This is a genomic window from Providencia sp. PROV109 (assembly GCF_033681625.1).
GTDB classification, from domain to species: Bacteria; Pseudomonadota; Gammaproteobacteria; order Enterobacterales; family Enterobacteriaceae; genus Providencia; species Providencia hangzhouensis.
In genome coordinates, this window is record NZ_CP096320.1 from 2,954,344 (window position 1) to 2,978,804 (window position 24,461).

Annotated in this window: 18 protein-coding genes, 1 tRNA gene and 1 pseudogene; 8 read left to right on the forward strand and 12 right to left on the reverse strand. The window is 38.0% G+C overall.

What is annotated here, in order from left to right:
* Nucleotides 1-68: 68 nt before the first annotated feature.
* The 3 genes and pseudogenes from fadJ to M1F25_RS13655 all read right to left on the reverse strand — a co-directional run bounded on the left by fadJ (nt 69) and on the right by M1F25_RS13655 (nt 4,178).
* Nucleotides 69-2,290 (reverse strand): annotated as a pseudogene (gene fadJ, locus M1F25_RS13645) (fatty acid oxidation complex subunit alpha FadJ).
* Nucleotides 2,290-3,609, reverse strand: a complete 1,320-nt coding sequence (fadI, locus tag M1F25_RS13650; protein ID WP_181488142.1) for an acetyl-CoA C-acyltransferase FadI — start codon at nt 3,607-3,609, stop codon at nt 2,290-2,292. Before fadI ends, fadJ begins: the two are co-directional and overlap by 1 nt.
* A 272-nt stretch (nt 3,610-3,881) precedes the next feature.
* Nucleotides 3,882-4,178, reverse strand: a complete 297-nt coding sequence (locus M1F25_RS13655; protein ID WP_112307553.1) for a YfcZ/YiiS family protein — start codon at nt 4,176-4,178, stop codon at nt 3,882-3,884.
* 353 nt (nt 4,179-4,531) lie between these two features.
* On the opposite strand from M1F25_RS13655, the gene fadL reads away from it, so the two are divergent.
* Nucleotides 4,532-5,833 (forward strand): long-chain fatty acid transporter FadL, encoded by a 1,302-nt coding sequence (gene fadL, locus M1F25_RS13660; protein ID WP_181488144.1) that lies wholly within the window; start codon nt 4,532-4,534, stop codon nt 5,831-5,833.
* A 482-nt stretch (nt 5,834-6,315) separates the two neighbouring features.
* On the opposite strand, the gene mlaA is transcribed toward fadL, so the two are convergent.
* The gene (gene mlaA / locus M1F25_RS13665; protein ID WP_004912414.1) at nt 6,316-7,068 is read right to left on the reverse strand and encodes a phospholipid-binding lipoprotein MlaA; all 753 of its coding nucleotides are present in this window, start codon (nt 7,066-7,068) and stop codon (nt 6,316-6,318) included.
* Nucleotides 7,069-7,423: 355 nt separating this feature from the next.
* Here mlaA and M1F25_RS13670 point away from each other — a divergent pair.
* Nucleotides 7,424-7,498, forward strand: a tRNA-Arg gene (locus M1F25_RS13670).
* Between the two features lie 730 nt (nt 7,499-8,228).
* Here M1F25_RS13670 and M1F25_RS13675 read toward each other — a convergent pair.
* From M1F25_RS13675 to M1F25_RS13695, 5 genes are all read right to left on the reverse strand, one after another.
* Nucleotides 8,229-8,735 (reverse strand): AAA family ATPase, encoded by a 507-nt coding sequence (locus M1F25_RS13675; RefSeq protein WP_094963172.1) that lies wholly within the window; start codon nt 8,733-8,735, stop codon nt 8,229-8,231.
* A 95-nt stretch (nt 8,736-8,830) separates the two neighbouring features.
* A complete protein-coding gene (locus M1F25_RS13680; protein WP_094963173.1) occupies nt 8,831-9,253 on the reverse strand; it encodes a GNAT family N-acetyltransferase in 423 nt (140 codons plus the stop codon).
* Nucleotides 9,254-9,350: 97 nt separating this feature from the next.
* Nucleotides 9,351-9,881, reverse strand: a complete 531-nt coding sequence (locus M1F25_RS13685; RefSeq protein ID WP_036958979.1) for an MltR family transcriptional regulator — start codon at nt 9,879-9,881, stop codon at nt 9,351-9,353.
* 101 nt (nt 9,882-9,982) lie between these two features.
* Nucleotides 9,983-11,143 (reverse strand): mannitol-1-phosphate 5-dehydrogenase, encoded by a 1,161-nt coding sequence (locus M1F25_RS13690; RefSeq protein WP_181488146.1) that lies wholly within the window; start codon nt 11,141-11,143, stop codon nt 9,983-9,985.
* A gap of 11 nt (nt 11,144-11,154) precedes the next feature.
* Complete coding sequence (locus tag M1F25_RS13695) at nt 11,155-13,104, reverse strand: PTS mannitol transporter subunit IICBA (RefSeq protein ID WP_110591941.1); 1,950 nt, start codon at nt 13,102-13,104, stop codon at nt 11,155-11,157.
* Nucleotides 13,105-13,650: 546 nt separating this feature from the next.
* On the opposite strand from M1F25_RS13695, the gene M1F25_RS13700 reads away from it, so the two are divergent.
* Nucleotides 13,651-14,886, forward strand: a complete 1,236-nt coding sequence (locus tag M1F25_RS13700; protein WP_166264536.1) for an SLC13 family permease — start codon at nt 13,651-13,653, stop codon at nt 14,884-14,886.
* A 52-nt stretch (nt 14,887-14,938) separates the two neighbouring features.
* Here M1F25_RS13700 and M1F25_RS13705 read toward each other — a convergent pair whose 3' ends face one another.
* Together M1F25_RS13705 and M1F25_RS13710 are read right to left on the reverse strand one after the other, a co-directional pair.
* Nucleotides 14,939-15,676 (reverse strand): cyclase family protein, encoded by a 738-nt coding sequence (locus tag M1F25_RS13705; RefSeq protein WP_110591943.1) that lies wholly within the window; start codon nt 15,674-15,676, stop codon nt 14,939-14,941.
* A 228-nt stretch (nt 15,677-15,904) separates the two neighbouring features.
* Nucleotides 15,905-16,747, reverse strand: a complete 843-nt coding sequence (locus M1F25_RS13710) for a MetQ/NlpA family ABC transporter substrate-binding protein (RefSeq protein ID WP_094963177.1) — start codon at nt 16,745-16,747, stop codon at nt 15,905-15,907.
* Between the two features lie 212 nt (nt 16,748-16,959).
* Between M1F25_RS13710 and M1F25_RS13715 the strand changes: the two genes are divergently transcribed.
* From M1F25_RS13715 to M1F25_RS13735, 5 genes are all read left to right on the forward strand, one after another.
* Nucleotides 16,960-18,084, forward strand: a complete 1,125-nt coding sequence (locus M1F25_RS13715) for a CMD domain-containing protein (RefSeq protein ID WP_181488148.1) — start codon at nt 16,960-16,962, stop codon at nt 18,082-18,084.
* Between the two features lie 4 nt (nt 18,085-18,088).
* Complete coding sequence (locus tag M1F25_RS13720) at nt 18,089-19,549, forward strand: NAD(P)-binding domain-containing protein (protein WP_181488150.1); 1,461 nt, start codon at nt 18,089-18,091, stop codon at nt 19,547-19,549.
* Nucleotides 19,550-19,552: 3 nt separating this feature from the next.
* Nucleotides 19,553-20,566, forward strand: a complete 1,014-nt coding sequence (locus tag M1F25_RS13725; protein WP_181488152.1) for a methionine ABC transporter ATP-binding protein — start codon at nt 19,553-19,555, stop codon at nt 20,564-20,566.
* Nucleotides 20,563-21,231: a methionine ABC transporter permease gene (locus M1F25_RS13730; protein ID WP_181488154.1), complete on the forward strand. Its 669-nt coding sequence runs from the start codon at nt 20,563-20,565 to the stop codon at nt 21,229-21,231. The genes M1F25_RS13725 and M1F25_RS13730 overlap by 4 nt, the downstream gene beginning before the upstream one ends.
* 361 nt (nt 21,232-21,592) lie before the next feature.
* Nucleotides 21,593-23,359, forward strand: coding sequence for a potassium/proton antiporter (locus M1F25_RS13735; protein WP_227528923.1), 1,767 nt, complete (start codon nt 21,593-21,595; stop codon nt 23,357-23,359).
* A gap of 248 nt (nt 23,360-23,607) precedes the next feature.
* Here M1F25_RS13735 and M1F25_RS13740 read toward each other — a convergent pair whose 3' ends face one another.
* Entirely contained in the window at nt 23,608-23,901 is a 294-nt protein-coding gene (locus M1F25_RS13740; RefSeq protein WP_036959042.1) for a helix-turn-helix domain-containing protein, read from the reverse strand.
* Nucleotides 23,902-24,461 lie beyond the last annotated feature (560 nt).

Consider the following 24,461-nt stretch of genomic DNA (forward strand, 5'->3'; position numbering starts at 1 on the left):
GGCATCAGGCCTTGACTAGTTTTATTGAATCAAACAACCATCGGCTAATAGTCTACCCTGCTATGCCATTATTGTTCGTTACTTAGTTTTGTTGCGTTAACCTCATCTTCTGCATTTGCAGAAAAAAAGGTTTGATTATTTTCTGCCATGTTACATAGCAATTCACAAGGCTCGAATTTATCACCATATCTCACAGCGAGGTTATTCAGGGTTTCCACGGTTTTTGCAATCCCCAAGCTATCCATATACCTGAATGGGCCACCAAAGAAAGGCGGGAAACCGATACCAAATACCGCCCCCACATCCCCATCACGCGCACTTTTAATGATATTTTCATCAAGACAACGGGCAGCTTCATTAAGCATCATCATAACGCACCGCTGTGCAATATCCGCTTTAGTTAGTGTATTGTTGGGAACTACGCCAATCAGTGAATAAATGGTTTTATCAACTTGACGTTTATTGGCTTTTTTCCAAAACCACAACTTATTTGTGTGATGACCATATTCATAAAAACCTTTGCCGTTTTTCTTCCCTTTTCGGTCATCTTTAACGACTTTATCGAGTAAATCAGGGGCTTTAAAACGCTCACCAAAACGCTCAACTAAAATCGGTAAAATTTTAGTCCCTACATCAATACCGACTTCGTCTAATAGATTAAAAGGCCCGACAGGGAAGCCAAATTCAACTAAAGCACGGTCAATATGCTCTATTGATTCACCTTCAACAAGGCATTGGGCGGCTTCACATAAGAATGGCGCTAAAATACGATTTACATAGAAACCTGCATCATCCCCTACAACAATCGCTGTTTTGCCTTGGCGTTTTGCCAAAGCAACAACAGTTGCAATCGTTGTTTCATCGGTGTGTTGATGAGGGATGACTTCAACCAACGGCATTTTATCCACTGGACTAAAATAGTGTAAGCCAATAACTTTTTCAGGATGGGTCGCATTCTGTGCAATTTGGTGAATAGGTAAAGATGATGTATTAGAGGCAAAAATGGCTTGTTGTTTCGACATCTTTTCAACTTCAGCAACCATTTTTTGTTTTAGTGCTAAATCTTCAAATACCGCCTCAATAATAACATTAGCGTTTTCAATACCTTGATAACTTAATGTGCCTGATACTCTAGCCATAACGGCTGCACGCTCTCGAGCTAATAACCGCCGCTTGATAACTCGCTGAGTCAGCAGATCCCAGCTATAGCGCAAGGCTTGGGTAACACCTTTGTCTGAAATATCTTTAATACGAACGGGTAATTTACCTTGAAAAGCCGTGACATAAGCAATTCCGCCCCCCATCAACCCGCCACCAAGCACACCAACTTGATTAATCTTCAAGGGTGTTGCTTGTGAGCCGTTTCATTTTTTAACGCAGTAACCGCAAAAAATAAATTACGTAATGCAGCAGACTCTGGTGTCATCACAAGCTCACCAAAGGCTTTCGCTTCTTCTGCATAACCGGCTTGCAACCCTTTATTCATTCCTGTTTTCACAACATGAATAATTTTTTCAGGGGCGGGGTAATGGCCTTTGGTTTTGCTGAGTGCTTTTTGTTTGGCGCTATCGAACACTTTATTGCGAAGTAATTTGCTACTTAATAAGCGCTGTTGCCAATGAATAGCAGGACGCTGAACGCCCCCTTTTTTCACCATTTTAACTGCAACGTCGAGTAAAATAGACTCAGGAACCACATCATCAACCAACCCTAATTTCAGCGCCTGTTTGGCTTTTAACTGACGACCTGTCAGCATTAAATCCAATGCATGTGGAATGCCGATCAACCTAGGTAAACGCTGCGTTCCTCCGGAACCGGGTAACAACCCCAATTGTACTTCGGGTAAACCTAATTTCGTTTTATTATCATTTGAACAAACTCGTGCATGACATGCTAAAGCAAGCTCTAGCCCGCCCCCTAAACACGCACCATGTATCGCAGCAATAATAGGCAAGGGGTAATTATCGATTTTATCAAATAATACATGGCCTGCTTTTGACAACTCACTGGCTTGGGCTTTATTTTCACAGCCAGCGATCATGCTAATGTCCGCACCAGCAATAAAATTATCTTTTTTCCCTGAGGTAATAACTAACCCTTTCAGGCCAGAGGTAGACTGCGCTTGCTGTAAAATCGCAAGGAATTGCTCCGCAAACTCAGCTTTTAATGTATTGACTTTTTCATTGGGAACATCAATGAAGATCACCCCCACGTTTTCACCATAAATTTCTAAGCTAAAAGCTTGTTGTGTTGTTTCTCTCGCAACTTCTGTAGCAGAATTTTGAGCCATTATTCCACCTCTAAGATCATTGCTGCACCTAAACCACCCGCAGCACAAGCTGTTGTTAAACCAAAACCACCACCCCGTCTGCGCAATTCATTTAGGGTTTGAGTCACCATTCGTGCGCCTGTAGCCGCAAACGGGTGCCCATACGCGATAGAACCACCTAAGACGTTAAATTTAGCCATATCCACTTCGCCAATTGCGTTATCCATTCCCAGTTTCTCCTGAGCGAATTTACGGCTACCAAACATGTGTAAATTAGCGAGCGTTTGCGCAGCAAAGGCCTCATGCATATCAATCAAGGATAAGTCTTGCAACGATAACCCTGCACGTTTTAATGCGAGTGGTGTGGCATAAGAAGGTCCTAATAGCATATCTTCCCATACGTCTATCGCTGAAAACGCATAGCTTCGAATGTAGCCTAACGGTGTATAACCCAACGATTTCGCACGAGATTCTGTCATCATCAACACTGCTGCGGCGCCATCGGTCAGCGGAGTACTGTTTGCGGCGGTAACACTACCGTGTTTACGATCAAAGGCAGGTTTTAATTTCGCATAAGATGATAATACTGAGTTTGTACGCACATTGTTATCTTGGGAAAAGGCTTGCTTAAAGGGAGGCATATACGCAGTCATAACTTCTTTATTTAAAGCACCATTTTCCCACGCTTTTGTCGCTAATATATGCGAACGATGGGCGAGTTCATCTTGCTGGGCTCGGCTAATTTGATAACTTTTCGCCATTTGCTCTGCGGTATCGCCCATACGCAGCCCTGTAGAATATTCCGCAACGCCTGGTGCGACTGGCGCTAAATCCTTCAGGCGTAATTTCGTTAACAGGGATAATTTTTGCCCAACAGACTTCGCTTTACTTAATGCTAATAATGTCTCGGCCAATTTTTTTGATACGCCAATAGGAAGCACAGAAGATGAATCGGCCCCGCCAGCAATACCGATAGAAATATCACCTACCATCATACTTTGAGCAACGTTAACAATTGCTTGAAAACTTGTCGCACAGGCTCTTGATACACTATAGGCATCTGTTGAGACACTCATACCTGTTCCAAGAACAATTTCCCGCGCAATATTCGGCGCTTCAGGCATTTGTACTACTTGCCCAAATACCAGTTGCTCAATAAGGTTTTTGTCTAAATCACTGCGGGCTAATAATTCAGCAACGACTGCTTTACCTAAATCGACGGCTGGAATTCCTGCATATGCCGTAGATTGTTTTGCAAAAGGCAAGCGTAGACCACTGACAATGGCGATCCTTTCTTTTGTTTTATCTGTATTTTCACCATGGTGGAGATATTGATTCATGGTCGCTCCTGCTAAAAGCAAAAATGAAAATTATAGTTAACTAACTCACTAAGCGGACAAAGAGGTCTGACCTGTAATGATTGTTAACATAAAATTCACAATTATCAATGGGTATTAATAAAAAATGCGAGCAGGTACGCAACTTAGAGTAAAAACACAGCGATTTGCAATAGAAGAAAGTGAAAAGATAAAGGAAGCCTTTTACCACTGAACGTTAATCACACCATCGTTTTAGTGATAAAAGGCAAATTAGAGTAAATTCAATCGTTTGATTAACGAAGGCCTAATTGAAAAATCAGGCTTTCAGCTTCACAGCTAAAACTAAACTCAGCCGTCAGCTCAACTCCACCCTCTACAGACTTGATAGAATGGGTTATTACACAAGGGTCTGACTCAACAGATTTTGCTTTCTCTGTGAGTGTTTTCAACATGTTTTCTGCTTCACCTTGTGTAGCAAAAACATGCTGATACGAAGCAGTACAGTCTTTATTATCCAATACTGTTCCCACATCTACACAGCAGCAGGCTGCGGTTTCATCCGCGCTACAACGGTTAATCGCATCAGTCATCTTACTCTCCAAATAAACAAACTGTTAAGCTGCTATCATAACGCTGAAAAAGTGCTAAAAACTAGTGTGCATCAAAATATATCGCTAATAATTAAACATAAGTTTGATCTTACCCCGTATTCGTATACTTATTGCTCCCAATCCGTCATTTTATGTTGCCATTTTGTTAAATATGTCGCATTTTTGAAAACAATGTCACAATAACTGCAAAACAAGCTTGCAACATATCAGGTGGTCAGACCTATACTCTAGTAACTGGTCTGATTTGTCATAGCGGCAAGGGACCCTACAATTCTGCGCTTCTTGCGATAGAAGTCGCTTTATTCAAAATAAAACATAAGAGGGTTTTGGTCATGAACCAGAAAAACCTGTTCTCTAGATCAGCTTTAGCAATAGCAGTGGCAATTGTATCATCCAACGCAGGCGCGGCTGGTTTTTTGCTTAATGAATATTCTACATCCGCACTGGGACGCGCGTTTTCGGGGGCTGGTGCGATGGGCGACAACGCAAGTGAGGGAAGCCGAAACCCTGCTGCCATGATGTTGTTTGATCGCCCTTCTCTTTCTATTGGTGCTGTTTATATTGACCCAAGTGTTGATATTAAAGGGCGTGATAGCAGTGCTTTTACTGCCAATGATATAGCACCAAGTGCCGTTGTGCCCAATGCCCATTTCATTTTCCCAATTAATGACAAGTGGGCTGTTGGTACCTCAATGACCACCAACTTTGGTTTAGCTACCGATTTTCCTAAAGATTATGCAGGTGGACCTGTTGGTGGGAAAACAGATTTAAAAACGGTTAACTTAAATCTAAGCGGCGCCTATCGTTTAAATGACAATTTTAGCTTTGGTTTAGGCGTTAATGCAGTCTATGCTGATGCCGAAATCACACGTCATATGGGAATAGGGGCATCTCAACTTCCTCCTGCGCTTGGCGTCACATCAAGTACAACAGCCGCTAAACTCAAAGGTGATGACTGGGGCTATGGTTGGAATACAGGTATATTGTATGAGTTTAATCAAGACAACCGTTTAAGCTTAACGTATCGCTCAAAAGTTAAAGTTAAATTTGAAGATGGTAAATTTTCAAACGACCTTCCTGCCATGGTTGGTGGGTTAAATGGTGGCAGTGTTAAAGGTAAACTTGACCTTAATTTACCTGATATCTGGGAATTTTCCGGGTACCATAAAGTTGCACCTAAGTGGGCTCTACACTACAGTGTTGCCTATACTGGCTGGAGTGAATTTAAAGAGTTAACCGCTTATCAAAAAAGTAATGGCAAAGAGCTATTCCATAAACCTGAGCATTTCAAAGATGCTTGGCGTTTAGCTTTGGGTACCACTTATTTCTATGACGACAACTGGACATTCCGTACCGGTATCGCCTACGACCAAACGCCTGTTCGTGCAGAATACCGTTCAATTTCTATACCTGACCAAGATCGCTACTGGTTAAGTGCGGGCTCAACTTACGCATTCAATGAAAACACTTCTGTTGATGTGGGTATTGCTTATATGCATGGCAAGAAGGTTAATATCAATGAAATGTTAAAAGAAGGTGACCCAAGCACAACAACTCGCTTCAAATCTGAAGGTTCTGCTTGGTTATACGGCGTAAACTTCAACTATCTCATCTCACTAATTTTCAAAACTTAACATAAATTTTCTTGACCCTAATCCGCATCATATGTAAATTAAATGTTAAGCACATGAGTTCACCTCATCATTTCTTTATAAAATACACACTATCGCATTTTTAAGATAAATCGCTTTATATTTCATTAGATTACCATTCATTCTCTGAATGTTCTTATTTGCAAGTACAACCTAATAGCATATTTTATACTGATGATATCCACTAATATGTATGGCTTTTTCATCAAACTGTATTAATCACGCTATATTCTATTATTGGCTAAAGCCGAAAGGCATGTAAAAGAGGCTACAATGACTAAAACTTAGGAGGCTTTATGGGAACACTGTTTACTGTCGGTTTTATTGGTGTATTAGGGGTAATAGCCTTAATTGACACCGTCTCTCAACGAGGAAAGCGAGACAATGATTAGCTTTTTATTTATCACTCTCTAGTATCATTCGTATACAAGAGAGTGATAAACCTTCCAAAACAATTCAATATACTAATCTATCGAATCAAGTTGGTCTTCAATCGCTGCTGCATTTGGGTTTTCTGTTGCTTTTAACGCACCACCACTTGATAAAAAGTCATTACGTTGGAAATAGGCTTCTCGCATCATTAAGTACGGGTCTGAAGAGTTTTTCAGTAATCCATCTGAATCTAATAACCTTGCTCGAGTTTCAATTCCTTCCAGTGCCCATTTACCCGCTGACATCCAGAATGTGAGATAGCTTAGCATTGGATATAAATCATCAACTAAGTCCCCCCCTTGTTCCCTCGGTGTTGCGCTACCATATCCTGGCAGTACCACATAGGGGCCATAGCCCACATCGTAATAACCCAATGTATTACCAAAGCGTTTAGGTTCTTCTTTAACTAGCTGAGGATTAGCCATTGATGCAACATCAATGAGTCCCCCCATACCAAAGACGGTATTAAGGAAAAAGCGGTTAAAATGTTTGAAACCTTGAGTGACTTCACCCCGCAAAAAGCTATTCAACATACTTGCAGGTTCTTCAAGGTTAACAAAAAAATTGGTTAATCCATTACGGGCAGGCATCGGGACATAATCATTCCAAGCAACAGCGACTGGCCTTAACACATAAGGGTCGAGGACGTTATAGTTGAAATTAAACATTGCTCGGTTGAACCCTTCTAAGGGGTCTGAACGCTCATGTGTTTCTGGATCAATGCTACTTGCACAACCTGCAATTAGCACCCCTGCCAGAAAAACGCCCGTCATGCGAAACTTCATAACATTTCTCCATTCCCTGCACCGTTCCACTACGGTACTTTCCACTGTAATAACTGTTTTGCTTATAGTAAGGCTAAAAAAAGAATTATGTTAATCCTTTTGAGTTATTTAATTACCTTAAGGATTAATTATACGCCATTTAATCATATTCTTATTATAAGAAAATTGAACAATTAGTACAAAGCAGAAATGCTCGCTTCCCTTAATTATGGAAATGATAATCACCCTATTTTAGAGTAAAAAATAGTCAAAAAAACATTTATGGAAGATAAATTAGATTATTTGCCCGTAACAACTTGATTCAATTAGACCTGAACAGTAAAATGCCTTCGCTGTCATAATTATGACTCCAAAAGTCCCCTTAGTTAAATGGATATAACGAGCCCCTCCTAAGGGCTAGTTGCAGGTTCGATTCCTGCAGGGGACACCACAGCAAGCTAAACCCAGCTATTCCCACCTAAACAAAAACCTCATCAAGCTAGTCATGTCTACTACTCATACTCAATCCCCCCTATAAAGCGAAATACAAGCCAAATCGAAACAGCAAGACACAAAAAAAGCATACGAATTAACCGATACCTAAGGTTTGTATCTTCATATGTCAACAACGGCCCTATGTCTTGGCTTTTAAAATACTAAATCGCCAAAAAGAAAAATTTATAACGATGAAATGCCCCCCAGTAATTAGTTGCCCAACGATTAGTAGAAGGCACTTCATAGGCAGACTTCTTAGTTTATTATTAATTATTCTATTGCTAGATTAATATCCTCGTCGCATTTTCCGCTCTATTTGAATATTCTGACCAGCTTTAATACTGTTTAATGTGCTATCAACGTAAGGGTCATCTTTAGGATTTTCTTTACTTAACTCACGCCCAGAAGATGCACAAGCGGAAAGCATTACTGCAAAAACTATTATAAACAGCCTCATGTCATACCTCATATTTACACTTATATTAAGTTTTAGACCTATATAAGTTTGTAAGTTCAGATCAGCAATCAAACAATATCTAAACATTAAGAAAATAAGAAGTACCATAGACACAAACGCTGTGTTCGCATAAGCCTCGGTTGGTAGTAACCCAAACTTAATCATCTTAAATAAAATTATCGCAAAGATTAGTTATAAAGGCAGGTGCTTGGTAGTAAACCAACTCTATTTATTTTATTTGCTCTAAATGTTTTTTTATCGTATCAATACATTGTTCGGAGTTATCTATGATGATGACTTTAGATGCAAATAAAGGATTTTTAGCAAAGAAATCATCAAGTCTCTTATCAAATTGCTTTGCAAAGCGTAGCAGTTCAATCATATTAAAAAGCGTTTCTTTAGGCCCCATTGTTGTAAATTTCGATGAAAGGTATCGTTTTACAATTCTAAAGACACAAATACGATAAGGTATAATTAAGCGAATAATCAGCGTACAATCGTTAAAAAATGGTATTAAACGCCTATCGTAAGCACCTTCAACTATCCATTCCGTTTTAGACGTTATCGCTGAAACTAAGGCGTTAATAATAGGTTGAGGATTTTTGATATATTCCTGCTGAGTTTTATCCCAATAAATCTCATCATAACCATACACGGGCGTGTTAAATTCATCAGATAACTTGGCAGATAACGTCGTCTTCCCTGCTCCAGATGTTCCTATAATACAAACTTTCATATCTTCTCTTCGTGTATCAAATGCTAGCCGCACAAAATAAATTTAAATGATAACAACAATGTCAACTTACAGCAGATTAAATGCAGTAAATATGATTATGATAATTCAGTTTTAGTGAGATAATGCCTTTCCATGCCTGTCTCTGGGAAATCAGGCAAGGACATTTGTTTTACATATCCTAATTTTTCATAAAAGGGTAAGGCTTGAAAACTGAATGTATCTACTAAACTATGAATACACCCTAATTTTATTGCTTCTCGTTCAGCGGTATACATCAATTTACTGCCTAATCCCGTTTTTCTGGCGTCCTCACTTACCCATAAAAAATCGATACAAAGCCAATTTGCCTTTACAGAAGCCAGTAATCCACCAAGCATAACACCAGAGTCATTTTTAAAATAAACGCCTAACTCACTAAAACGTTCTGCATTCAAATATTGGATATTAAAACTACGTAACCCTGCAAGTAGTTCTTCTTTATCTTCAGTGGTGATTTCATGTGCAACAATAATATTCATTCTATATTCTATTGATAGTCGGATAATAAAGCATTATTTCATACATATTTACTTTGATAAGTAAACAATAAAATATCAGAGAATTGAGTTTACAATTTTAAAATACATCGGTTTCTATAATTTGGGTAATTAAAGCAGTTACAGATAATACTAACGATGATTTTATCATTTGTTGAAAACGGTGTTTTTGCAATTCAATTAATTGGTTATCGACAAGATCCTCTGGTTGATTGAATCTCATCATTTCTGGTAAAGGTTCCATACAATGAAGCATTTTAATACTGCCTAAAATTTCATCATCTGTAAAATTTATATTTAAATTTTCTGCTGATAACGATTCATTCAAAGCAAGAAATAATTCTATATCTTCATAGGTTTCACGAGAAATCGCCCCTAATGCAAATAGAAGTTTCAAACGAACCGATAACTCTCCTAATGGCCCATTTCCAGTTAAAAGTGGTTCAACTGCATATTTTACCGCATAATCATCCTTTCTAAAAACTTTTAACATTAATTTATCAATAGCTTGTGAAATTAAAAGAACGACCTCTTGAACAAATAAATTTACTTCCGGCCGTTGATTTAACCGCTCAAGAATCTGATTTTCAATGTTTTGTTTATTTTCCATATTAGCTTCTTTTATCACTTTATAGCTATACTACTTACTATCATACTGTAGATAGCCATAAAGTGACTGAACCTCAATTAATCAATCTATTATCCGTAATATCACTTGTTACTCAATATCAATAACTGGTATTGGGAACAGATTCTATCAACAACCTCGGGATATTGCTCTAACCCACAAAGCTCAACAACCGCTTGATATATACCTTTGTCAGCAATTAACTTTGCCATTTCATTTGCTTGAGGATCAGCTTCACATCTGAAATGCAATGCGGCAGCAATTCCTATGATCAGATTTTCATTTGGTAATTGGTATTCAAATGTGCCTAACAACGGCTTAATTAAGCGATCATTAGAACTTAACTTTCTCATAGGCTGTCGCCCTACTCGACTAACATCATCTTTTAAATATGGGTTTGCAAAGCGACTTAGTATTTTATCTATGTATTGATTATGTATTTGTGAATCAAAGCCATAACGTTGAATTAAAACTTGTCCACTTTCTTGCATAGCCGATTTAACAACAGTATGGATCCTCAAATCCCCAATTGACTCACTAATTGTTTGGTATCCATATAATTGTCCCAAATACGCTGTCATCGCATGGCCTGTATTTAACGTAAATAGTTTGCGTTCAACAAATGCCATTAGGTTATCCGTTAATTCCATTCCATTGATAATAGGAATATCACCAACAAATTGTGTCTGGTCAACAATCCACTCACTAAAGGATTCGACAGTAACGTCAAGCGGGTCATCATTCGCTGCATCCATCGGAGGAACAATACGGTCAACTGCGGAGTCTACAAAGCCAATATGCTGCTCAACCCATTGATGCAACTCTTCAGGCAATTGAGCCAATACATGTTGCTTTAGTTGGCTAGTTCCTCTTACCATATTTTCACATGCAATAATATTGAGCGGCTGGTTATTTCCCAACGATTTTCTATGAATAATGCCTTTAGCTATCGTTGAGGCAATTTTTTCCAGCACCGGTGGCCCGACTGCTGTTGTAAGCATATCTGCTGTTGCAATAAACTCTATCGTTTTAGGGTCATTACTATTAATAGCGTGAATGTGTTGGACTTTCTCAATACGATTTTCCTGACCAACAACATGAACATTATAAGATTGTTGATGTGCTAATTGGTCAATTAATGGCTGATTGACATCAGTAAAAGTTACTTGTGAATTTGCGTCTGCTAATAATTTACCAATAAAACCGCGGCCTATATTTCCTGCACCAAAATGAATGACTTTCATTATTATTCTCCTCATGCTGCACTTTGAGACGCTAAAATTTCGAGTACTTCCTGAACATCTTGGGTTTCACATAAACGCTCAATAACCCCATCTTCATCTAAAGCGGAAGTAATTCGTGTGATAACTTCAATGTGCTCATTATTTTGTGCTGCAATACCAATAACTAAGCGGGCAATTTCATCAGGTTCTTCACCAAATTGTACGCCTTCAGGATATTGGCAAATAACAATGCCAGTTTTTAATACTCGATCTTTTGCTTCTATGGTGCCATGAGGAACAGCAATAGATTCACCTAGATAGGTTGAAGTCAGTTTTTCGCGAGCTAACATCGCCTCAATATAGTCAGGCTCAACATAGCCACCCTCAACTAATTTTTGCCCCGCAAATTGAATGGCTTGCATTTTATTCTGTGCAGATAGGTTTAAATGAATATGCTTTGCACTCAATGTAAATATCGCATCATCATGATCTTCCATTTCATAGGATTCATCATTTGCTGCAATAATCGTTTGTTTAATCAGTCGTCCATCATTTGCTGCTTTAGGATTTTTTTTAGCTATTAAGTTTGTTACAAGATCATTATACGTTTGGCTATCTAGGAAATTAGTCAACGATATATGCATTGCATTTGGTGCAAATGTTTTCGCTCTTTGTGTTAAATCTTTATGCGTTATCACAATATCAACGTTATCCGGCAGGTCGTTAATTGCCATGTTCGTAACAGAAATTCCTAATAAGCCCGCATCACGCACCTTTTTAGCTAATACCCCTGCTCCCATGGCACTAGAACCCATTCCTGCATCACAAGCTACAATAATGTTGCGTACTTCTGCTAAATTAACAGAGGTATTTTGATTGATTTCTACTGCTGCCGATGATTTTGATTGCGATTTCATATTACGCATTTTTTTCGTAGCATTTTCGAGCTCATCATCATCACCTATGCGAGTTTTCTTTAATAAAATCGCGGAAACAATAAAGGAAACTAACGTCGCACTGGTGACTGATAAAATCACACCGACCAATGATGACTTAGGCGTCATCAGCAGAACTGCAAATATTGAACCCGGTGATGCAGGAGAGACTAACCCAGCATGAAAAAGGTTCATAACAAACACTCCTGTCATCCCACCCAGAATAACTGCAAGAATTAACCGAGGGTTCATTAAGACATAGGGGAAATAAATCTCATGTATCCCACCAAAAAAGTGAATAATTGCGGCTCCTGGTGCAGATTGCTTCGCATTTCCTTTACCAAAAAACATGTAAGCAAGTAAAACACCTAAACCCGGTCCAGGGTTGGCTTCAATAAGAAAGAAAATAGATGCGCCAGTTTCAGTCGCTTGTTGAATACCTAAGGGTGAGAAAATACCGTGGTTAATCGCGTTATTTAGAAATAATATCTTGGCGGGCTCAACAAAAATAGACGTGAGTGGAAGTAAATTATTCTCCACCATCACATTCACGCCTGCTGCCAATATTTTGGATAGCCCCGCAACAAGAGGCCCAATAGCTAAATAAGCCAAAATGGCTAATAACATGCCGATAATGCCGGAGGAAAAATTATTCACCAACATTTCAAAACCTGTTTTAACTTTGCCTTCTATCCACAAATCAAAACGTTTTATTGCATATCCGCCTAATGGGCCAGCAATCATTGCCCCCATAAACATTGGCATGTCAGCACCAACAATTACCCCCATTGTTGTTATTGCGCCGACTATTCCGCCCCGCTCTCCACCAACTAAACGGCCACCAGTATAACCGATTAATAGTGGTAATAAATAAGTGATCATAGGGCCAACAAGTTGAGCTAATGTCTCATTAGGCCACCAGCCAGTTGGGATGAATAACGCCGTTATTAATCCCCAAGCGATAAAGGCACCGATATTAGGCATAACCATATTACTGAGGAAACGCCCAAAATTCTGTACCTTTAATTTGATATTTGATGTTACCATGACAGAACCCCGTGGTACGAAAATGATAAAGTTGTAACGTTATCGCCAAATAACGTCTGTGATTTTTTCAACACTTTCACTCTAGCATGAGCTTGATCAGATTCGCACCACGCGGGCCTTTTTGTGACCATCATCACTATCCACCCCCTACTTACCCCATCTTTATATTGACAAAGATCACAAAAAAATCGTGTTACTAAATTACATTGCTCTTTTTTTGCACTAAAAAAACATTTTTCGTGATTTTAATCACAAAGAAAAAATCACAATTTATCTTCAATTGGTGACAATCATCACAATTTATTTTCTATTTATCTTTTTCTACCCAGTGAACTGCCAACATTTTTTCATCCGCACAGATCATTTCTCAATTTTGTAATAAAATTACTAAACGTATTTTCTATTTCATTATAGCCACTGTCTTTTTGAGATAGTCTTAAATAGAATCAACAGCAACGCATTATTATCAATACATTATTTAACCTTGCTTCGTCTGGTCTTCACCGATAAATTACCTCTAATTTTCTTAATTAAAATGTGAATATCATGACGTCAACCGTTATTGTTTTTCTTTTGGTTTATATTGCGATGGGCTTTGGTAAGCTACCCGGCTTCAAAGTTGATAGAACTGGCGCTGCAGTTATTGGTGCCCTAGCTATGATGGCTATTGGTAGTATTACCCCTCCCCATGCATGGAATGCTATCGATTACCGAACGATTGGGATGTTATTCGGGCTTATGGTCGTTTCTGCTTCTTTTGTTGTGTCCGGTTTTTATAGCTGGACCGCAAATAAAGTCGCAATGCTAAAAGTTTCTCCCCCTATATTACTCGCTGTTTTAATTCTTGTTGGTGGCTTTCTTTCCGCATTGCTCACTAATGATGTTGTTGTTGTCGCGATGACTCCATTATTAGTATCAATTAGTTTATCTCGCGGTTTAAACCCAATTCCTTTTTTACTTGGCTTTTGTTTCGCGGCTAATAACGGGGCCGCAGGTTCATTAATTGGTAGCCCACAAAATATGATCGCAGCACAAGGGCTTGATATCTCGTTTGTTGGCTTATTACAGGCATCAGCAATACCAGCCCTGCTTTCCTTACCATTAACATGGTTAGTACTCGTTTGGTTATATCGTCATCGTTGGTATTTGACTAAAGAAAATACGCTCTCAACTCCCCCTAAATCAACCCAAGAAACATTAGATGTCTGGGAGACAGCAAAAGCGGGTGTCATTACTTTCGCAGTCATCATTACCTTTATTGTGACTGATATTCCTAAAGAACTTATTGCATTAACGGCTGCTGGATTTTTATTATTAAATCGATCTATTGCCTCGAGTGATATGCTTAAACTCGTTGATGGTAATCTTTTATTACTCATCATGGGGCTATTTGTTGTCAATGCCGCTTTTGCCGCCACAGGACTACCTCAGCAATTATTAACTGATTTGCGAAACTACGGTGTGGAACTCAATAACCCATTAGCCCTATTTTTAGTGACCGGTGTCCTAAGTACTATCGTTGGAAACAACCCTTCAGTCATGCTACTCGTCCCCTTCTTAACACCTGAAGGCAATGCCGATTCGTTAGGCGCTGCTCTCGTATTGGGTTCTGGTTTTTCAAGCAACTTACTGGTTTTCGGTAGTCTTGCTGGCATTATCGTCGTTGAGCAATCAGCGGCATATGGCGTGAAAATTTCTTTCGGTGAGTTCTCTAAATCAGGTGGAATTGTCGCGCTATTGTGTATGCTATTAGCCGCTGCTTGGATTTTACTTGCGTTATAATCGTTTTAACCAATCTGCTATCACACTGGCAGATTGGTTATCATTATATTTCCTATGGCAGTATTGCAAAAGAACGAACAGGAAAACCACTAGCATTGTTTGGTTTAGCAACAATATTAAAAATTACAGCACCACGAGTGGGGACTTGGTCCAAATTAGCCAGTAATTCAACTTGGTATGTATCCTGTTCTAATACATAATACTCACCAAGTAACGCATTATTTTTTCGAAAATCTTTTGCTGCATCAGTATCAAATGTTTCATGGCCAATCGCTTTTATTCCGCGTTCTTCAAATAAAAATTTAAGTGCATCCATTCCCCAACCCGGTATTTGGTTATTGCCCTCGTCATCTTTATTATCCATCAGCTCTTGTGATGGCCAACGTTTACTCCAGTCAGTACGTAATGCAACAAAACTCCCTGATTCAATTCGGCCATATTTCGCTTCAAAATTAAGGACATCATCAAGAGAAAATGCAAAATTAGGATCTTCTTTTGCCCTTTCAGACTGGTCAATAACAATCAATGGCAGAACAAGTTCTTTTAATTCAAGCTCATGTAAATAACGTTTCCCTTCAACGAAATGACAGGGAGCATCAATATGGGTGCCATATTGTCCTGGAAATGTAAATTGCTGTGCAAAGAAACCTTCTGGATAGCCAAATAATGTTTTAAACTCAGCAGAGTCAAACATAAAAAAATGCGGTGAGTCTTTATCGAAGCTATGTGTCAAATCAACCCATTTTTTAGATTTTATTACATTAAATGCATCAATTAATTCATTGCTCATATTTTCCCCTGTCAGTTCTATTTTCTAAATAAAATTATCTACAGACTATTTTTATAATGCCTTTCCTAACCCATTAAATAACGAAAAAACATCCTGTTGTCTACAAATTCAACACGAATCTTTTTCATATTAAATCAGTAAGATATTTATCTTTTATAGCAAAAAACCACTAATTAATAAAAATTAGTGGTTAACATAATATTAATAACAAAAAAATAGACTAGGATTTTATTTAGGGTATTTGTTCCAGCTGTCAGGTTCAATAAAACCATCATAAATACGCTGAGAACGAATATAATCTGCATACTCTTTAGATTCAAAAGCTTCTTTCAAATCTTTTGCCCACTGAGCATCTAGGTCTTTTTGCATGACAGTCACAATAACGCGATGCTCTAGCGGTGAGTTTTCTACAACTAAACCATCAGCAATACGTTGGCCAGCACTTGCCACATAGTTACCATTCACAACAACAAAATCAACATCATCTAATAATCGCAACCCTTGAGCCGCATCGGTTTCTCGAATATCTAAGTTATATTCATTTGGGGAGATATCATTAACACTAAAACTTAATGTACTCACATCTGGCTTAATTGTAATCCAACCTAACTTTTCCAGGATCCTAGCGCCACGCTCTGCATTAACGGGGTCATTAGATAACGCAACAATCATACCATCTTTCACATCATCCAGCGTTTTATGTTTATTTGACCGCAGGCTTTGAGGCGCACTCGGTGAGTCTGTTAATGCCACCATATTAATATTATTTTTTTTGTTATAAGCCTCCATATAGGCACGGCTTTGATTTACAGAAGCATCAATAGAGCCTTCTTCAAAAGCAGGGTTTATTTGCCTATTCTGTGAAAATTGGCGCAAATTAACGGTATAACCTTTTTTTTCTAAAATCGGTACAATACCTTTATCCACTTGGTCAATATAATTGCCAACACCAAAGCCTATTGTAATTTGTTTTTTATTAGGATTATCTTTTTCACTATTATCGCCACACCCTGCCAACACAACTAAAGCAGTAGTAATTAAAGATAAACCTATTATTTTTTGTTTTAACATATGTAACAACCCTGTAAAGATATTTTGGGCAGTATAATCATAATTAAAGAGCACAACTTAGACTATATCGTTATAACTTAATACAAAAGTAATATAAGAGTCACCCGTAATTCTTTTTGGTTATAAATATATAACAAATAGATCGTTCGATTAGTGATGTGATTGATATGTAATGAAGGAGATAAAAACGTTTAAAAAAAGTGAGTTGCTTTATGACTATTTCCTATAATGATGTAATTAATTATTTAACTAATTTAACGCCAGATTCCAACTTAGCTAAAATTCGCCATGAACGCTCAGTCGCGACTGAAAATACTCAAGCCGTATTTGAAGCTATTTTTTCTACGCCATCGACACTTCTCACAAATGATGTGAAATATTATTTTGCTCATGAAGTCGCAAAAATAACGGGAAGTCCCCGTCTCGCTGAGTTTTATTTGCAATTAATAGACTCAATTCCTGATGAACCTCTTACCCAACCACTTTCCACAGCAAAAGAATATCTGCAAGTTTTAACGCAATCACCTAAAGACACCCATTACCAATTAATTGCTGCATTAACTGAACAAGGTTGGCAAGAGAGTGACATTATTTTACTTGCCCAATTAATAACTTATGTCACCTATCAAGCTCGGCTAATCGAAGGGATCCTTTTACTGACAGATAATAGCAGCCTTACAAGTAATTCGTCCAAAGTTGTGGCTGGTAAATGGAACCATCAACTATTAACCCGAAAAGGGAACTCTTCTCCAACCGCTTTTACACAAGATAACTTAGGATGGGAAGCTTGGATTTCAGCAAGGGATGCGAAGACATTGTCTGTTGAAGAAGCTCAGGTTATGAAAAAATTTGGCCAATTAAACTCTGAATATTTTTTACTACTCGCACATCAAAGCAAAATTTTAGAATTACGAACCTTAGTTGACCGTGGGGTATTTTACACCACTGAAGGGCTACCTCGTTGGGAGCGGGAATTCGCTGCGGCGGTAACGAGTAAAGTTAATGGCTGCATTTATTGCGCTTCTGTTCATGCAAGAAAAGCCAGTCAGTATGCAAAAGAACGACGCACTGATGTCGATAAGCTATTAGCCACTGCGACCGGTTCAATTCTTGCTGAAGGCTTTGATGACAGATTGTTAGCCATCACAGACTTAGTCGCATCCTTGTCTGCAACCCCTATCCAAGCCACAGCACCACAAATAAAAACACTACAAGCTTTGGGTTTATCTGAACTTGAATTACTCGATTTAGTTCAATCGACGGCCTTCTTCTCATGGGCAAACCGCTTGATATTATCTCTGGGTGAACCCTTTGAAATAGTAGAAGGTAAGGAGTAATTCAATGGAACTGATTATGGGTTTAGAGGCATTAGAAGCGCAAATAAAACAAGATTTGCAGTATCTAAATTTACCAATAACGTCTTGGTCATTATCAAAAAATAACCCTGAAAACCAAGTTGTTGATGTCGCTATCATTGGTGCGGGTATGTCAGGTATTACAGCAGCATTCGCCCTGAAATTACGCGGTATCAACGCGATTGTTTTCGATCAAGCCTCTGCTGGCAAAGAAGGCCCATGGCAAGCCCCTGCACTAATGGAAACACTACGTTCCCCAAAACATGTGGTTGGCCCTGCGCTTGCATCCCCCTCTTTAACTTTTCAGGCTTGGTTTAAAGCCCAGTTTGGCATTCAAAAATGGGATGAACTCGATAAAATCCCACGTGTGCAGTGGGGAGAATACTTGCAATGGTATAAAACCATGACAGAACCCGATGTGCTTAATCAGTATCGGTTAGTAGATGTACAATTAAACGATAACTATCGTGAATTAATTTTTGATACCCCAGAAGGAACGGTCAATTATCAAGCGCAACATGTAATTTTAGCGACTGGTATGGAGTCTTTTAGTGAAGCCAATATCCCTAGTTTTATGAATGATATCCCAACGACCTATTGGGAACATTCATATGCAGGTACTGACTATCGTCGTTTTAAAGGCTTAGACATTGGTGTTGTTGGTTATAGTGCCGGTGCGATGGATAGTTCAGCAACGGCATTAGAAAATGGCGCTAATTCGGTTGAAATTTTAATTCGTGCTAGCGATATGCCTCGTGTAAACCGAGGAAAAGTTGCTGGAAGTGCAGGATTTACCAATGCGTATGCCTATTTTACAGATGTTCAGAAATGGCATTACACCGATTATGTTGCCAAAGCTAAAACGCCAGCTCCCCATGGCAGCACGTTGAGAGTTTCTCGCCATAAAAATGCTTATTTCAATTTCAATACCCAAGTTAAATTTATTGAATTGAAAAATAAAAAATTGCATGTCACAACAACGACAGACAAATTCGTATTAGATTATTTAATCTTAGCAACTGGCTATCGGATTAATTGGGCTAAACACAGCGCTTTTCATCAATTATCTCCGCTAGTTAAAACATGGGGGGATGCATACACGCCATCCATTCATGAAGAAAATGCAGAGTTAGCTTCACACCCTTATTTAGGTAATCATTTTGAATTTCAAGCTAAAAACAAGTCAGATACATTAAAAATCAATCAGTTATATTGTTTTAACTTAAGTGCATCGCTCAGTATGGGCCCGGTCATAGGGTTAATCTCTGGAACGAATATTGGGGCAGAACGATTGGCTGACCATATTGCAGCTCAATTGTACCTAAGCTACCAAGAGCAACACCTTGAGCAAGTTAAAACTAGCCAAGAAGCTGAATTATTGGGGGATGAGTGGCAACCCGCTGTACCGCCTTCAGAACGCATGCAATTAACTGATAATGTAGAGTAAATCATGATTACCTTTCAAAATATTCAAAAAGTCTATGAAAAAGATGGGCAGTCTTTAGTTGCATTGCAAGACATTAATTTGCATATCAATAAAGGTGATATCTTTGGGTTTATTGGTTATAGCGGGGCTGGTAAAAGTTCACTTATCCGTTTGGTTAATCAATTAGAAAAGCCAACCAGTGGTGCCGTTATTATCAATGGCCAAAATATTGCTGAGCATACCCCAGCAGAAACGCGCTCACATAAAAAAAGCATCGGTATGATTTTTCAGCATTTCAATTTGCTAGAAACGAAAACTGTTGCTCAAAATATTGCGATGCCCTTATTACTCTCAGGTGTCAATAAACAAGAAATCAATCAGCGAGTTGATAGCATTCTTGAATATGTCGAGCTTAGTGATAAAAAACACCAATACCCTGGGCAGTTATCTGGTGGGCAAAAGCAGCGTGTTGGTATTGCTCGTGCTTTGATCAATAACCCACAAATTTTGTTATGTGATGAAGCCACTTCAGCCCTTGACCCGCAAACAACTCGCTCAATTTTGCAATTACTAAAAAAGATCAACCAAGAGCAGCATATTACTATTTTGCTAGTTACTCACGAAATGGAAGTTATTGAACAAATTTGTAACCGTGTTGCTGTTATGGGGTCTGGCAAAATTGTCGAAGAAGGAACTGTACTTGATATTTTTGCCAACCCACGCCATGACACAACCAAGAAATTTGTAGGAACCGTATTAAACGAAGAAATTCCAGAACGCGTTCTGCATAGCTTAGAACATCAACAAGATGTTTATCGTCTTGAATTTTTAGGGGCTTCCGCACAACAACCTGTCGTTAATGAGTTAATACTGAAAGAAATTGTCAAAATAAATATTTTGTTTGCCAATATGAAAGAAATTAGTGGTGTCGTGCTAGGCAGTATGTTTGTCCAATTTATTGGTGATAAAGAAAAAATTGAAGATGCCGTTTCTTTTCTTCGCCAACGTGGAGTTGCAGTTAATAAGGGGGCACTATGACACAATTATTCGAAACCTCTTTAACGACGAAACAGTTTTTATTAGCGATGTCAGAAACCTTTACGATGGTCAGCATTGCGCTCGTATTAGGTTCTATATTTGGGATCCTATTAGGTATCGTACTTGTTGTAACGAGGCCAGAGGGTATTTGGGAAAATAAATGTATTTATCGCATTGTGAACCCGATAATTAATATTATTCGTTCATTGCCTTTTATCATCTTATTAGTTGCGATGATCCCCCTTACACGATTTATGGTAGGAACCTCAATAGGAACAACTGCAGCAATTGTGCCATTAGTGATTTTTATTGCCCCCTATACTGCACGTTTAGTTGAAAACTCATTACTCAGTGTACATTCAGGTATTATTGAAGCGGCTGATTCTATGGGAGCGACTAATTGGCAAATTGTTTGGCATTTTATTTTACCAGAAGCAAAGTCATCATTAATTTTAAGTTTAACCGCTGCAAGTATTACTTTAGTCGGTGCAACCGCGATGGCAGGAGCCGTTGGTGGTGGTGGCGTTGGTGACTTAGCTCTAAACTACGGCTACCAACGTTTTGATAATGTCGCAATGGCTATCACCGTTGTTACACTGGTAATTATAGTACAAGGCATGCAATTTATTGGTGACTATTTAGCGAAAAAAGCGCGCTACCATTAATTAGATGGTGAAGGTCGAAAGAATATTCGGCCTTCTATCTTTTACCTTACTTTATAAGTGCCTATTTTCCCCCTCAATGCTTATGTCCCTCATTTCAAAATTATCTTTAGTTAAAAAATTAAAAATAAAGTGAACTGCGGTGCTTACTTATTCAAATTTATCGTTTTTTTACGTGATTTAACTCACTTTAATAATAAAAAATGCGATAAATAATCAAATTATTTAAATTTATTTATATTATAATCATGTAGATATACTTTTTAATGGATATTATCAGCTTTTCGCTAAAATAATCTATTCTCTATGTATATTTAGTCGTCTTGCTATTTTTTCATTTTTTGCTTTCTACGCGCGCTTTACGATGCATCGTCAGCGTTTTATTCACTTACAGATTAAACTGATTATGCCAACTATTGAACAACTCATTTTATTGATTTCTATACTCATTCTTTTGGGAATTTTCTCTAGCAAATTGTCTGCTAGGCTCGGTTTACCTATGCTAGTCATGTTTTTGTTTATTGGCATGTTAGCAGGCGAAGACGGGATAGGTAAGATTACATTTGATAACGTGAATGTTTCCTATGCCGTTGGTTCTCTCGCCCTTGCTTTAATTTTATTTGATGGGGGTCTACAAACATCAGTAAAATCAATTCGTCTAGTTTGGAAACCATCTTTTACACTAGCAACATTAGGCGTTCTTGTCACCGCAGGTGTGACAGGTCTCGCTGCTGCCTATATTCTCGGCGTTCCTCTGCTTGAAGGGCTATTACTAGGCGCTATCGTAGGTTCTACCGATGCCGCAGCCGTTTTTTCCTTACTGCGCAACGCGGGGATCTATTTAAATGAACGACTGCAATCCACTTTAGAAATAGAAAGTGCAACAAATGACCCTACGGCCATATTTTTAACTGTTGGTTTATTACAACTTTTAATGAACCCACAAGCTTCAGGTAGTGAATTAATTCTGCTGTTTTTTAGCCAAATGGGAATAGGTACTGTTGTTGGCTTGAGCGTTGGCTGGGTTTCAGTCAAAATTATCAATAAGATTAAGCTATTAGCTACTGGTTTGTATCCTGTGCTTGTCGCTGCATGTGGACTACTATCTTTCGGTCTCGCCAGTAATTTAGAAGGCAGTGGGTTTTTATCTATTTTTGTCACTGGTGTTGTGATTGGTAATCATCGGTTTGTTTTTCAACGCAATACATTTTTGTTCCATGATGGATTAGCATGGCTAAGCCAAATTATCATGTTCGTTATGCTAGGGTTACTTGTCAACCCAAGTTCTCTTATTGAAGTCTGGCTTGAAGGCTTAATTATTGCTCTGGTCTTAACGTTTATCGCGAGGCCATTGGCTGTAATTCCTGTTCTAAAATTATTTGGTTTCCCTAAACCTGAAATAACATTAATTTCTTGGGTAGGGTTACGTGGCTCTGTTCCTATTATTCTTGCTATTTTCCCGTTTATCTACGGGCTACCTAATGCCCATTTAATTTTTGACGTGGTTTTCTTTGTGGTATTAATTTCAGCAACCTTACAAGGCTCAACCTTGCCTTACGTTGCACGTAAATTAAATTTAATGCAGCCACCTCCATTGATCCCTGCGGCCACTTTAGATATTACCGCAGTAGAACAAATAGACGCAGATTTAGTGGAATATACATTAGGAGAGGATTGCTCTGCAGTGGGTCGCCGATTATCGCAACTTGCATTACCTGACCAAACTGTCATTGCAATGATTACGCGTGAAAAAAGTGTTTTACCTCCAAGGGGTTCAACTACCTTTCATGCTGAAGACCATTTATTCGTTGTTCTTAAACCTGAAAATCGTATTTTTCTTGAACGCCTTTTTTCAGAAAAAAACATCTCTGAACACACTCCTATTGAACTTCCCGATACAGGGCTAAGTCTAAAAGGAACGACTCGATTAAATGAGATCTACTCATCTTATGGTATCCAAATTGATAATAGTGATGAAAGGACTCTTAACCAATTTATTTACGCTTCTATATCGGAACCTTTGCAAGATACCATCATAAAATTAGATCAACTGCAATTAAGAATTGGAGAGATGATAGGCACACGTATCGTAACCGTAATATTAGAGCCAATCAAAGAGCAGGAAGGTTAACAGAGCATAAATATCTTACCCAATATTTTTCTTAGATATTGAGTAAAATCTTAAGTAATAATTATTTTAAGGATACAAAAATAAAAGCCCTTTCGGGCTTTTATTTGTTCTTTAATGAAACATAAGATAAAAACAGCTATTGTCATTTTAAGCTATAAATAGCAGGTATATTTAATTTATGTTCCTAATTGAAACAATTAAGAATTAAAGCGAATTACGTTTCATTCTAAAACAATATAGATATTTAGTTACACCAGAGTATATGCAGAGCTTTCAAACCCCTTATTACCCGTGCTCTCATCTACTTGAGTATCCTCTTGCAGGACTTCACTAAAAAACTCACCCATGTTAACGTCTAAAACTTTTAATACTCGAACTAGACAATCTATATCGATACGATTCACACCACGCTCGTAACGAAATAGCTGCTGTTCACTTATATCTATCTCTTTAGCTAACTGAAAAACAGTAAAGCCTTGAGCTCTTCTAAGGGCTTTTATTTTTTGTCCAACTGCACAAGCGACAGGATATTTCGTGTTCATAAACATTCTCGCTTCAATTTATATTTAAGGAAATAAAAATTAGCAGATAATTATCTACATATTTTATTTTTTATATTTATGTGTATAACATTGATAATGCTACAGACGATTCAGCATATATCTAACAGAATGATATACTACCCTTATAATTAGTTTCAACTAGTCCTAAATTGACATTGCAACTATGTAACAAAGTATTTCACGCTATACATTTCCGTATTAAAATCAAAATAATACTTTAATATCACAAAGTTACACGCAACGTGTGTATCACTGCATAGTAATATTCCAGAGGATATGCCTAAACCCTTGGAATATTCATCTAAAAAAGACTTATATAGCCGATGTATAACCTAAAAATAAAGGAAATAAATAGAATTATTTAACACTGTAACAATATTAATGTTATTGATACAATTAAACTCGATGAAAAGTGATAAACCCAGTATAAATGATACTTTTATGTAAAAAATGGTAAAAACAGTCAATTTTATCTCTAAAACTCTCTAATTCGACAAAATATCAGTACGTTAAAAAGCCAGTTAAACTGTTACAATTAG

What these genes read in the sequence shown, in the direction of transcription:
- fadI (WP_181488142.1), bottom strand. Translation starts at nt 3,609, where the DNA reads ATGAATCAATATCTCCACCATGGTGAAAATACAGATAAAACAAAAGAA.
- M1F25_RS13655 (WP_112307553.1), bottom strand. Translation starts at nt 4,178, where the DNA reads ATGACTGATGCGATTAACCGTTGTAGCGCGGATGAAACCGCAGCCTGC.
- fadL (WP_181488144.1), top strand. Translation starts at nt 4,532, where the DNA reads ATGAACCAGAAAAACCTGTTCTCTAGATCAGCTTTAGCAATAGCAGTG.
- mlaA (WP_004912414.1), bottom strand. Translation starts at nt 7,068, where the DNA reads ATGAAGTTTCGCATGACGGGCGTTTTTCTGGCAGGGGTGCTAATTGCA.
- M1F25_RS13675 (WP_094963172.1), bottom strand. Translation starts at nt 8,735, where the DNA reads ATGAAAGTTTGTATTATAGGAACATCTGGAGCAGGGAAGACGACGTTA.
- M1F25_RS13680 (WP_094963173.1), bottom strand. Translation starts at nt 9,253, where the DNA reads ATGAATATTATTGTTGCACATGAAATCACCACTGAAGATAAAGAAGAA.
- M1F25_RS13685 (WP_036958979.1), bottom strand. Translation starts at nt 9,881, where the DNA reads ATGGAAAATAAACAAAACATTGAAAATCAGATTCTTGAGCGGTTAAAT.
- M1F25_RS13690 (WP_181488146.1), bottom strand. Translation starts at nt 11,143, where the DNA reads ATGAAAGTCATTCATTTTGGTGCAGGAAATATAGGCCGCGGTTTTATT.
- M1F25_RS13695 (WP_110591941.1), bottom strand. Translation starts at nt 13,104, where the DNA reads ATGGTAACATCAAATATCAAATTAAAGGTACAGAATTTTGGGCGTTTC.
- M1F25_RS13700 (WP_166264536.1), top strand. Translation starts at nt 13,651, where the DNA reads ATGACGTCAACCGTTATTGTTTTTCTTTTGGTTTATATTGCGATGGGC.
- M1F25_RS13705 (WP_110591943.1), bottom strand. Translation starts at nt 15,676, where the DNA reads ATGAGCAATGAATTAATTGATGCATTTAATGTAATAAAATCTAAAAAA.
- M1F25_RS13710 (WP_094963177.1), bottom strand. Translation starts at nt 16,747, where the DNA reads ATGTTAAAACAAAAAATAATAGGTTTATCTTTAATTACTACTGCTTTA.
- M1F25_RS13715 (WP_181488148.1), top strand. Translation starts at nt 16,960, where the DNA reads ATGACTATTTCCTATAATGATGTAATTAATTATTTAACTAATTTAACG.
- M1F25_RS13720 (WP_181488150.1), top strand. Translation starts at nt 18,089, where the DNA reads ATGGAACTGATTATGGGTTTAGAGGCATTAGAAGCGCAAATAAAACAA.
- M1F25_RS13725 (WP_181488152.1), top strand. Translation starts at nt 19,553, where the DNA reads ATGATTACCTTTCAAAATATTCAAAAAGTCTATGAAAAAGATGGGCAG.
- M1F25_RS13730 (WP_181488154.1), top strand. Translation starts at nt 20,563, where the DNA reads ATGACACAATTATTCGAAACCTCTTTAACGACGAAACAGTTTTTATTA.
- M1F25_RS13735 (WP_227528923.1), top strand. Translation starts at nt 21,593, where the DNA reads ATGCATCGTCAGCGTTTTATTCACTTACAGATTAAACTGATTATGCCA.
- M1F25_RS13740 (WP_036959042.1), bottom strand. Translation starts at nt 23,901, where the DNA reads ATGAACACGAAATATCCTGTCGCTTGTGCAGTTGGACAAAAAATAAAA.